The organism is Pseudomonas bananamidigenes, from assembly GCF_001679645.1.
GTDB lineage: Bacteria > Pseudomonadota > Gammaproteobacteria > Pseudomonadales > Pseudomonadaceae > Aquipseudomonas > Aquipseudomonas bananamidigenes.
The window spans coordinates 1-9,713 of sequence record NZ_LRUN01000108.1 but is presented as its reverse complement, the minus strand read 5'-3'; the positions used below and the strand labels follow the sequence as shown (position 1 = coordinate 9,713).

The 9,713-nt window shown below is 60.9% G+C and carries 9 protein-coding genes; 7 read left to right on the top strand and 2 right to left on the bottom strand.

All coding sequences use genetic code 11. The features are described 5' to 3' along the window. Positions 1-142: 142 nt before the first annotated feature. The 3 genes from purU (at position 143) to BBF94_RS26560 (ending at position 3,241) form a co-directional block, all read left to right on the top strand. The gene (purU, locus tag BBF94_RS26570; protein ID WP_007959808.1) at positions 143-1,000 is read left to right on the top strand and encodes a formyltetrahydrofolate deformylase; all 858 of its coding nucleotides are present in this window, start codon (positions 143-145) and stop codon (positions 998-1,000) included. A 174-nt stretch (positions 1,001-1,174) separates the two neighbouring features. After that, on the top strand, positions 1,175-2,374 hold the full coding sequence (gene fdhA, locus BBF94_RS26565; RefSeq protein WP_065261892.1) for a formaldehyde dehydrogenase, glutathione-independent: 1,200 nt from the start codon (positions 1,175-1,177) through the stop codon (positions 2,372-2,374). 315 nt (positions 2,375-2,689) lie between these two features. After that, positions 2,690-3,241 (top strand): DUF2780 domain-containing protein, encoded by a 552-nt coding sequence (locus BBF94_RS26560; RefSeq protein ID WP_065261891.1) that lies wholly within the window; start codon positions 2,690-2,692, stop codon positions 3,239-3,241. Here BBF94_RS26560 and BBF94_RS26555 read toward each other — a convergent pair whose 3' ends face one another. Next, positions 3,242-4,129, bottom strand: coding sequence for an acyltransferase (locus tag BBF94_RS26555; RefSeq protein ID WP_065261890.1), 888 nt, complete (start codon positions 4,127-4,129; stop codon positions 3,242-3,244). Positions 4,130-4,391: 262 nt separating this feature from the next. On the opposite strand from BBF94_RS26555, the gene rloA2 reads away from it, so the two are divergent. The 3 genes from rloA2 (at position 4,392) to creC (ending at position 7,062) form a co-directional block, all read left to right on the top strand. Continuing rightward, the gene (gene rloA2 / locus BBF94_RS26550) at positions 4,392-4,895 is read left to right on the top strand and encodes a retropepsin-like aspartic peptidase RloA2 (protein ID WP_065261889.1); all 504 of its coding nucleotides are present in this window, start codon (positions 4,392-4,394) and stop codon (positions 4,893-4,895) included. 68 nt (positions 4,896-4,963) lie between these two features. After that, entirely contained in the window at positions 4,964-5,644 is a 681-nt protein-coding gene (gene creB / locus BBF94_RS26545; RefSeq protein WP_065261888.1) for a two-component system response regulator CreB, read from the top strand. Further along, on the top strand, positions 5,644-7,062 hold the full coding sequence (creC, locus tag BBF94_RS26540) for a two-component system sensor histidine kinase CreC (protein WP_065261887.1): 1,419 nt from the start codon (positions 5,644-5,646) through the stop codon (positions 7,060-7,062). Before creB ends, creC begins: the two co-directional genes overlap by 1 nt. Before the next feature lie 4 nt (positions 7,063-7,066). Here the strand turns inward: creC and BBF94_RS26535 are convergent, their stop codons facing one another. After that, on the bottom strand, positions 7,067-8,077 hold the full coding sequence (locus BBF94_RS26535; protein WP_065261886.1) for an acyltransferase family protein: 1,011 nt from the start codon (positions 8,075-8,077) through the stop codon (positions 7,067-7,069). Between the two features lie 164 nt (positions 8,078-8,241). Between BBF94_RS26535 and creD the strand changes: the two genes are divergently transcribed. Next, positions 8,242-9,612 carry a cell envelope integrity protein CreD gene (gene creD, locus BBF94_RS26530; protein ID WP_065261885.1) on the top strand — a complete coding sequence of 457 codons (1,371 nt, stop codon included), beginning with the start codon at positions 8,242-8,244 and terminating at the stop codon, positions 9,610-9,612. The last annotated feature ends 101 nt before the right edge of the window (positions 9,613-9,713 follow it).

Here is a 9,713-nt window from a genome sequence, read left to right as displayed (position 1 = left end):
GTTCAGGCGTAATGATCGTTCCCACGCTCCGCGTGGGAATGCATCCCGGGACGCTCCGCGTCCCAAGAACGGACGCAGAGCGTCCATGGCGGCATTCCCACGCAGAGCATGGGAAGATCAGAGGCCTACCCAGGAGAAAACAATGAGCCGCGCCCCGGATACATGGATTCTGACCGCCGACTGCCCCAGCGTGCTCGGCACCGTGGACGCGGTGACGCGTTTTCTGTTCGAGCAGGGCTGCTACGTCACCGAGCACCACTCGTTCGACGACCGGCTCTCGGGCCGTTTCTTCATTCGGGTGGAATTCCGCCAGCCCGACGGTTTTGACGAGCAATCCTTCCGTGCAGGCCTCGCCGAGCGTGGGCAGGCGTTCGGCATGATCTTCGAGCTGACGGCGCCGAACTACCGGCCGAAAGTGGTGATCATGGTGTCCAAGGCCGATCACTGCCTCAATGACTTGCTCTACCGCCAGCGCATCGGCCAGTTGTCCATGGACGTGGCTGCGGTGGTGTCCAACCATCCGGACCTCAAGCCACTGGCCGACTGGCACCAGATTCCCTACTACCATTTCCCCCTCGACCCCAACGACAAACCGGCCCAGGAGCGGCAGGTGTGGCAGGTGATCGAGGAGGCCGGCGCCGAACTGGTGATCCTTGCCCGTTACATGCAGGTGCTGTCGCCGGAGCTGTGCCGCAAGCTCGATGGCAAGGCGATCAATATTCATCACTCGCTGCTGCCAGGCTTCAAGGGCGCCAAGCCGTATCACCAGGCCTACAACAAGGGCGTGAAGCTGGTGGGCGCCACGGCGCACTACATCAACAACGACCTGGACGAGGGGCCGATCATCGCCCAGGGCGTCGAGGCGGTGGATCACAGTCATTACCCGGAAGACCTGATTGCCAAGGGACGGGACATCGAAGGCCTGACCCTGGCCCGGGCGGTGGGATATCACATTGAGAGAAGGGTGTTTTTGAACGCCAATCGCACCGTCGTTCTCTAGATCGCTTTCGCGAGCAAGCTCGCTCCCACATTGAAATGCGTCCCCCTGTGGGAGCGAGCTTGCTCGCGATGAGGCCATAACAGGCAACACAAGAATCAGCATCTGTACCCGAGCACTTAACGCGCTGCCTGCCTGGGCGGCGCGGTTCCATAAAAACAACAGCGAGGTGAAAGCATGTCTGGCAATCGTGGTGTGGTGTATCTCGGCGCTGGCAAGGTCGAAGTACAGAAAATCGACTATCCGAAAATGCAGGATCCGCGCGGCAGGAAGATCGAGCACGGTGTCATCCTGCGTGTGGTTTCAACCAACATTTGCGGCTCCGACCAGCACATGGTGCGCGGCCGTACCACGGCTCAGGTCGGTCTGGTGCTGGGACACGAGATCACCGGTGAAGTGATCGAGAAGGGCAGCGACGTCGAAAGCCTGAAAATCGGCGATCTGGTGTCCGTGCCGTTCAACGTGGCTTGCGGGCGCTGCCGTTCCTGCAAGGAGCAACACACCGGCGTCTGCCTGACCGTCAACCCGGCTCGCGCCGGCGGTGCCTACGGTTACGTCGACATGGGCGACTGGACCGGTGGTCAGGCCGAATACGTGCTGGTGCCGTACGCCGACTTCAACCTGTTGAAACTGCCGGACCGCGACAAGGCCATGGAGAAAATCCGCGACCTGACCTGCCTTTCCGACATTCTGCCGACCGGCTACCACGGCGCCGTGACCGCTGGCGTCGGCCCGGGCAGCACCGTTTACATTGCCGGCGCCGGTCCGGTCGGTCTGGCTGCGGCGGCATCCGCCCGTTTGCTCGGCGCTGCGGTGGTGATCGTCGGCGACGTCAACACCATCCGTCTGGCCCACGCCAAGGCACAGGGTTTCGAAATCGTCGACCTGTCGAAAGACACCCCGCTGCACGAACAGATCGCCGCATTGCTGGGCGAGCCTGAAGTGGATTGTGCGGTGGACTGCGTGGGCTTCGAAGCCCGCGGCCATGGTCACGACGGCGTCAAGCACGAAGCCCCGGCCACGGTGCTCAACTCGCTGATGGGCGTGGTGCGCGTCGCCGGCAAGATCGGTATTCCGGGGCTGTACGTGACCGAGGATCCGGGCGCTGTCGATGCCGCTGCCAAGACGGGCAGCCTGAGCATCCGCTTTGGTCTGGGCTGGGCCAAATCCCACAGCTTCCACACCGGGCAGACCCCGGTGATGAAGTACAACCGCCAACTGATGCAGGCGATCATGTGGGACCGCATCAACATCGCCGAAGTGGTGGGCGTGCAGGTCATCAGCCTCGACCAGGCGCCGGAAGGCTACGGTGAGTTCGATGCCGGCGTGCCTAAGAAGTTTGTGATTGATCCGCACAAGTTGTTCAGTGCGGCGTAAGTTGCAACCAGGAAAAAGGCGACCGTCAGGTCGCCTTTTTTCTTTGAGTTGGTGTGTGCCGCCAGAAAGGCTTTCGATTAATGGAAAGCGGGAATAAAGAACGGGCTGTACTCGTCGGTTTCGGTCAGTTCACAGGCGAATGCAGCCATGGCGCCCGTGCCGTTCATCAGCGGGTCTGCTGTGTTTCACTTTTTCTGATCAGGGTCGCGTTCAAAATGCATGCGCTGCGCTCGGAACATGCCGACCGATACTCGGTCAAACCGGCAGTTTTCCCCTTCGTCGCTGAAGGGTTTCACGCCACAAGAGGATGTCTGAATGAAGATTTCACGCGGTTTTGCACTGGCATCGCTCCTGACCCTGGCGGCAGGGCCGGTGTTTGCCGGTTTCAGTCTGAATGACGTGGCCGGTGCGGTATCGGGCATGCAGGGCGGGGACAAGGCCGCCGCTGCAGCGCCGACTTCGGAAACCGCCGGTCTGTTGAGTGCGTTGAGTGCGCTGAACGTCACGCCGCAGCAAGCGGTCGGCGGCACCAGTGCCATGCTGGGACTGGCGAAAAATCAGCTCAGCAACACGGATTATTCGCAATTGGCCAAGGAGGTGCCGGGGATCGACAAACTCTCCGGCGGCGGTGGCAACCTGGCGGCGCTGAGCGGGTTGCTGGGATCGTCCGGCAAGTCCGCAGGACTGGAAAATGCCCTGGGCAACGTCAAGGACACCAATGACCTGAACAACGCTTTCGGGGCGTTGGGCATGGACAGCAGCATGGTTGGCCAGTTTGCCCCGATTCTTTTGCAGTATCTCGGTCAGCAGGGTGTCGGCGGCTCGTTGCTGCAAAGCCTGGGCAGCATCTGGGGCACCGGCAACTGATCAGCGGCGCTCGTTGCGCAGCTCGGCAATGCGCCGGTCCTTCTCGTTCCAGAGCTGGTTGACCCAGCTCTGGATTTTCTCGCGAAACAGCGGATCGTTCTCGTAGTCGCCCTGCCACAGCGACGGGTCCAGCTCACGGGTGCGAATATCGATGATCACCCGTGGCACGTTGCCGCTGATCAGGTCCCAGAAACCCGGAATCCTCGGCTGTGGATAAACCACGGTCACATCCAGAATCGCGTCCAGCTGTTCGCCCATAGCCGCCAGCACGAACGCCACACCGCCAGCCTTGGGCTTGAGCAGGTGATTGAACGGTGACTGCTGCTGGGTGCTTTTGGCGGCGGTATAGCGGGTGCCTTCCAGATAATTCACCACGGTTACCGGCTGACGCTTGAACAGCTCGCACGCCGCTTTGGTGATTTCCAGATCCTTGCCGGCCAGCTCCGGGTGTTTCGCCAGGAACGCCTTGGTGTAGCGCTTCATGAACGGGTAATCCAGCGCCCACCAGGCCAGGCCCAGGAACGGTACCCAGATCAATTCCTTTTTGAGGAAGAATTTGAAGAAGGGGGTGCGCCGGTTGAGGGTCTGGATCAGGGCCGGGATATCGACCCAGGACTGATGGTTGCTGATCACCAGATAGGACGTGTCACCGCGCAGGTCATCGCCGCCACGGATGTCCCATTGCGTGGGGATGCACAGACGGAAAATCAGCTTGTCGATTTCCGCCCAGGTTTCGGCGATCCACATCACCGCCCACGAGGCGTAGTCGCGAAAGCGTCCCGGCAGGATCAGCTTGAGCAGGGCGAACACCATCAACGGGCCGAACAGCACCAGGGTGTTGAGCAACAGCAGCAGGGTGACGAGACAGCCGGTGAGCAGGCGGCGCATAAGCAACTCTTGAAAGCGGATGGGCGCGTCATGATAAGTGGCTTCGGGCGACAGGCCAAATCGGCGGTGACGAATGTTTCACCTTTGGCGCGTTAGCCTGATCGTTCCCACGCTCTGCGTGGGAATGCCGCCCGCGACGCTCTGCGTTCCCGTGACGCGAAGCGTCACTTGATGAGTTCACACGCAGAGCGTGGGAACGAACAGTGGCACAGCGGTCTAAAATCTCGCTTCAGAGCCCCCATTTCCCAAGGAAGCCCTTTACGTGAAATCTCTCCTTGCATTGCTTTCTCTCGTCGCCCTGCCGGTGCTGGCGGCCGAGCCGACCCTGTACGGGCGCTACGAATACATCGCGCTGCCGGAAATCGGCGGCCAGGTACTCAAGGCGAAAATGGACACTGGCGCGCTGACCGCGTCGCTGTCGGCCAGGGACATCGAGACCTTTACCCGTGACGGCGAAGACTGGGTTCGCTTCCGTCTCGCCACCAAAGACGCGAGTAACAAGGTGTACGAGCACAAGATCGCGCGGATCAGCAAGATCAAGAGTCGCTCGGATGAAGAGGACGAGGGCGAAAGCACCGAAGTGGCCAAGCGTCCCGTGGTCGATCTGGAGCTGTGCCTGGGCAACGTCAAGCGTACCGTGGAGGTCAACCTGACCGACCGCAGCCATTTCAATTATCCATTGCTGATTGGTGCCAAGGCCTTGCGCGAGTTTGGCGCAGCGGTAAACCCGGCCCGGCGTTTCACCGCCGACAAGCCGGACTGCTAAGTGGTCTCATTGACGTAACGTCAGGCTTGGGGCACCGTTCGCGCACTCATTCCACAGGCTTGGACGCCATGCCTCATATCCTGATTGTCGAAGACGAAGCGGCGATTGCCGATACGCTGATTTTTGCCTTGCAGGGCGAGGGCTTCACCACGACCTGGCTGAGCCTCGGCGCGGCAGCGCTGGAATATCAGCGCCAGACACCGGCCGATCTGCTCATCCTCGACATCGGCCTGCCGGATATCAGCGGTTTCGAAACCTGCAAGCAACTGCGTCGGTTCAGCGAAGTGCCGGTGCTGTTCCTCAGCGCCCGGGATGCTGAAATCGATCGGGTGGTGGGCCTGGAAATCGGTGCCGACGACTATGTGGTCAAGCCGTTCAGCCCACGGGAAGTGGCGGCGCGGGTCCGGGCGATCCTCAAGCGCATGGCGCCACGTGCGCCGGTCGACGCATGGTCGGGGATGTTCAGCATCGATCTCGAGCGGGTGAAGATCAGCTATCGTGGACAGCCCCTGAGCCTGACCCGGCATGAATTTCGCCTGCTGCAATGCCTGCTCGAACAGCCGGAACGGGTATTCAGTCGCGAGCAATTGCTCGATGCGCTGGGCGTGGCGGCCGACGCCGGTTACGAGCGCAGCATCGACAGTCACATCAAAAGCGTGCGCGCCAAGCTGCGTCTGGTGCGCGCCGAGGCCGAGCCGATCCAGACCCATCGCGGCCTCGGTTACAGCTACAGCCCGGGGCACAGCTGATGCCGCTCGGGCTGCGAATTTTTCTGGTCTATGTGCTGTTCATCGGTCTGACCGGTTATTTCGTGCTCAACACCGTGATGGAGGAAATCCGTCCCGGCGTGCGTCAGTCCACCGAAGAAACCCTGGTCGACACCGCCAATCTGATGGCGGAGATTCTCAAGGATGATTTCAAGGCCGGCACCCTCAGCCAGAATCGCTGGCCCGAGTTGCTCCGGGCCTACGGCGAGCGCCAGCCGAAAGCGACGATCTGGGGCCTGCCGAAGAACCAGGTCAACCACCGCATTTACGTCACCGACGCCAAGGGCATCGTGGTGCTGGATTCCAGCGGTCTGGCGGTCGGTCAGGATTACTCGCGCTGGAACGATGTCTACCTGACCCTGCGCGGTGAGTACGGCGCCCGCTCCAGTCGCAGCGATCCGGATGATCCGACCTCTTCGGTCATGCACGTCGGCGCGCCGATCCGCGACGATGGCCGGATCATCGGTGTGGTCACGGTGGCCAAGCCCAACAGTTCATTGCAGCCCTATGTCGACCGGACCGAGCGCCGGTTGCTGGCTTATGGCGCCGGGCTGATCGCGCTGGGCCTGTTGTTCGGGGCGTTACTGTCGTGGTGGCTGAGCCGCGCGCTGCACCGTTTGACCGGTTATGCCCAGGCGGTCAGCGAGGGACGGCGGGTGGAAGTACCGCATTATCGCGGTGGCGAGCTGAAACAACTGGCAAGCGCCGTGGAACAAATGCGTACCCAGCTTGAAGGCAAGGCCTATGTCGAACGTTACGTCCACACCTTGACCCATGAATTGAAGAGTCCGCTGGCGGCGATTCGCGGTGCGGCCGAGCTACTGCAAAGCGAAATGCCGTTGGCGCAACGCCAGCGTTTCATCGGCAACATCGACAGCGAAAGTGCGCGCATGCAGCAGTTGATCGAGCGGCTGCTCGATCTGGCTCAGGTTGAGCAGCGCCAGACGCTGGAGGAGCGTGTCGCCGTGCCGCTTGCGGCGCTGGTGGATGAAGTGTTGGACGCGCAGGCCGCGCGCATTGAAAGTAAACAGCTGCGAGTCGAGTGCACTGTCGCGGCGGAATTGACGCTGATCGGTGAGCCGTTTCTGTTGCGTCAGGCCTTGGGCAATCTGCTGGAGAATGCGCTGGATTTCACCCCGTCACGGGGGCTGCTGCGATTTGAAGCGGAACGAATTGGCGAGCAGGTCGAGTTCCGCCTGTTCAATGAGGCCGAGCCGATTCCCGATTACGCATTGGCGCGCCTGACCGAGCGCTTCTACTCGCTGCCGCGCCCCGAGAGTGGACGCAAAAGCACCGGGCTCGGGCTGAACTTCGTCGAGGAAGTGGCCAAGCTGCATGGCGGCTCTCTGCGCATCGACAACCTCGAAGGTGGCGTGCAGGTGCGATTGCACCTGCCGTGATCACTCAGGACAGGGTCGCCGTCTCGCTGAGGCGGGCCTTGCTTTTGCGATGCGCCCATTGCAGCGCCGGTCGTTCAATGCAGATCCAGGAAGCGGCGGCCAGCGCGATCACGATCAGCGCCGACACGATCATGGACGGCACGAATGGCAGCGAGGTCTTGTTGATCACCAACTGCTGCACGGGAAACGCATACAGATAGATGCCGTAAGACAGATCGAACCGGCCCCGAAGGGTGCCGTCGACATACAGCAGACCCAGACTCAGTGTCGCCAGGCAAATGCACAGCGTGACGACGACGCCGGCCATCGGCGTACCCGTTGCAAGCGGAATCAGGCCGAGGCAGGCCGTCAGCGTCATTGCCAATCGAAGTCTGGCGCCCAGGTATTGCTTGTAGAAAGCCAGGAGCGACCCGGCAAAAAAGGCGATACCGGCATAGCCATACACCGCCAGTTTCTGAGCCAGCGCCGAGGAGGGGCCATTGCCCAGCACATAGGTCGCAATACAGAACGCCACCAGCGTTGCACCGACCATCGCCGCCCGGCGGTACAGACTCAAGAAGGCGGCCACCAGCAGGTAAAAGGCGAATTCGATCTTCAGCGTCCACAGACTGCCATTGAAAGACTCGCTGAAGATAAAGCCGTTGGTGATTTCATCGATTGCCGCGCGACCGAACAACGAGATGCGCAGGAAGTCGATCAGCGCCGCAGGGCCGGTGACATAGCCGTCGGCCAATATCCCGCCCGCCACAAACGTCATGATGAATGCGCAAGCGATCAGCGCCGGGAAAATCCGCGCGACACGCTTGGTCAGATAGTCGGTGACGCTGCTGGCATTGAGGAAGCTATGGGTGATCAGCAGGCCGGAGATCGAGAAGAAGGCGATAACGGCGATGCCCCCCAATGAGTTGTAACCGGCGATGCCGGGCTCTTCCAGGCCTGAAAGCGCGAAGTGGTGACTGACCAGCACCATCAGTGCCGCAAAATGCCTGATCAGGTCGAATGAGTTGTTTCTCAACTGAATAATCCTTGTTCGAAACCGGCCCGCACGGTTCGCATGGTCCTGTATTCAATGACGGGAACAGCGTTTTACAGGTATTTCCACACAAAGCCCACAAAACCGCCATCACAAACCCATACAGCATTTGCAGACTCGCCCCATTCCAACAAGGGAGCGTTCTGATGAACCGAAATCTGACATTCAAGCTCGGGGCCATTGCCCTGTTGATCCTGTTACTGCTGATCCCGCTGCTGATGATCGATGGCGTTATCGATGATCGCCAGCAACGGCGTGACGGCGTCCTCGAAGAGATCGCCAGAAGTTCCAGCTACAGCCAGCAGATCAGCGGGCCGGTGATGGTGGTGCCGTATCGCAAAGTGGTGCGCACCTGGAAAACCAAAGAGAAGAGCGGCGAGCGTTACCAGGAAATCGGCGAAGAGCGTGGGCGTCTGTATTTCCTGCCGGAGCGTTTTGAGCTCGATGGCCAGGTACAGACCGAGCTGCGCGCCCGGGGCATTTACGAAGCGCGGCTGTTCCATGCCGACAACCGCATCAGCGGGCACTTCGCGCTGCCGGTACAGTTGGGGATCAAGGAAGACTTTGCCGATTACACCTTCGATGCGCCGTTCCTGGCGGTCGGCATCAGCGATATTCGCGGGATCGAAAATGCCCTGAAGCTGGAGCTGGGCGCGCAGCGTCTGGACTTCGTGCCCGGCACTCAGGTTGGCTGGCTGGGCGAGGGTGTGCGAGTGACGCTGCCGGCGCTGGACACCAGCAAGATCACGGAACTGGCCTTCGGTTTCGACCTGCGCTTGCAGGGCACCGGCTCGTTGCAGGTGCTGCCGGTGGGCAAGACCAGCCGCGTGAACCTGGCAGCCAACTGGCCACACCCGAGTTTCATCGGCAATTTCCTGCCGGCCAGGCGTGAAGTCAGCGATCAAGGCTTCAGTGCCGACTGGCAGACCTCGTTCTTCTCTACCAACCTGCAAGAGGCCATGAATCGTTGCGCTTCGGGAGACGACTGCGAGGCGTTCAACAGCCGCAGCTTCGGGGTGAGTTTCATCGATCCGGTGGATCAGTACCTGAAGAGTGACCGGGCGATCAAATATGCGCTGTTGTTCATCGTCCTGACGTTCGCCGGTTTCTTTTTGTTCGAGATATTGAAAAGCCTGGCGGTGCACCCGGTGCAGTACGCGCTGGTGGGGGTGGCGCTGGCGTTCTTCTATCTGTTGCTGCTGTCCTTGTCGGAACACCTGGGGTTTGCCCTGGCGTATCTGCTGTCGGCCAGTGGTTGTGTGTTGCTGATCGGTTTTTATGTCTGCCACGTGCTGCGCAGCGTGCGCCACGGCCTGAGTTTTTCGGCAGGGCTGGCGGCGCTGTATGGTCTGCTGTATGGCTTGCTGAGCGCCGAGGACTATGCGCTGCTGATGGGCTCGCTGTTGCTGTTCGGCCTGCTGGGCGTGTTCATGGTGCTGACCCGTAACCTGGACTGGTACGGCGTCGGGCAGAAACCGGCCAAGCCCCTGGAGTTCGATCTCGGAGCGGTGCAATGAGCCGGTTCGTAGGGTTGCGTGAGGAACAGCGGGAGGCGGAGGTATTGATGACGCGGATTATCGGGTTTCTGCCAGTTGAACCGCGCTGGTGCATCCGCGAG